Annotated in this window: 1 protein-coding gene; it reads right to left on the reverse strand. The window is 56.4% G+C overall.

Features of this window, described 5'->3' with window-relative positions; translation table 11 throughout:
• Positions 1-64: 64 nt before the first annotated feature.
• A complete protein-coding gene (locus GW587_RS30950) occupies positions 65-1,108 on the reverse strand; it encodes an IS481 family transposase (protein ID WP_166108752.1) in 1,044 nt (347 codons plus the stop codon).
• Between the last annotated feature and the right edge of the window lie 116 nt (positions 1,109-1,224).

Below are 1,224 nucleotides of genomic sequence, written 5' to 3' on the forward strand. Positions count from 1 at the left end.
CTGTAGTGATCGCGACTTGATCTGACAGTTACCCGGTTTGAAGCCTGCGACTGTCAGGTCAAATTCAGCTGTTCAGTGTGGTGATTTTATCGCGCCACGCCTCCTTTCCGTCAACTAGAGTTTGCATCGGCGTGCGCCCGCAGCACATCTTGCCTTGATGCGTGCGCTCTTTGTTGTAGTAGGCGATCCAGTCATCCAGATCGGCTTGCAGCTCTTCGATGCTGCGATAGATCTTGCGCCTGAACGCGACTTGGTAGAACTCCTGCAGAATCGTTTTGTGGAAGCGCTCGCAGATGCCGTTGGTCTGTGGATGGCGGACTTTGGTCTTCGTGTGCTCGATGTCGTTCAGCGCCAAATAGAGCTGATAATCATGCGACTCCGCTTTGCCGCAGAACTCGGTGCCGCGATCGGTCAGCACGCGAACGACACCCATGCCCTGTTCCTCCATGAAAGGCAGCACGCGGTCGTTCAACAGATCGGCGGCGGTGATTGGGGTCTTGGTGTTGTAGAGCTTTGCGGCAGCCCACTTCGAGTAGGTGTCGACGTAGGTCTGCTGGTAGATACGTCCCACGCCTTTGATCGTGCCGACGTAGAAAGTGTCCTGGCTACCGAGGTAGCCAGGGTGGGCCGTTTCGATTTCGCCATGGGCGACGTCGTCGTCCTGCTTACGTTCAAGCGCGACGACTTGGGCTTCGGTCAGAACGTCACCCGTTTCCGCGACGTGGCGCTCTAATGCCACCAGGCGCTTCTTAAACGATTCCAGATCACGACGTAGCCATACCGACCGAACGCCGGATGGAGAGATGAAGATGCCACGCTTGCGCAGCTCGTTGGAGGCGCGGACCTGACCGAAGGCCGGCTGCTCCAGGCAGAAGGCCACAACGGCGCTCTCCGTGGCTTCTTCCACGCGGTTCTTCAGGTTGGGTTTCTTGCGATTGGCATCAATCAGGGCATCGACGCCACCGGCCTCGACGGCAGATTGATAGCGGTAAAACGTGTCTCGCGAAAAGCCCATTACCTTGCAGGCACGGGACACGTTACCCAGCTCGGTTGCTAAATTTAGCAAGCCGACCTTGTGTTTGATGACGCTTTGAGGAACACTGCTCATGGGGTTACTCCTTGGCGCTTGCGCGCTGGTTTAATAAAGATTCGCACCTCTATCAAACCGGGTAACCCCACCCTTTGGCAAGGCCTTACTGTCAGATCAAATCGGAACTACTACAC

The sequence above is a fragment of the Duganella aceris genome (assembly GCF_011090165.1).
Classification (GTDB): domain Bacteria; phylum Pseudomonadota; class Gammaproteobacteria; order Burkholderiales; family Burkholderiaceae_D; genus Rugamonas; species Rugamonas aceris.

Bases quoted from the DNA above. Each gene is read 5' to 3' on its own strand.
- GW587_RS30950 (WP_166108752.1), bottom strand. From the start codon at position 1,108: ATGAGCAGTGTTCCTCAAAGCGTCATCAAACACAAGGTCGGCTTGCTA.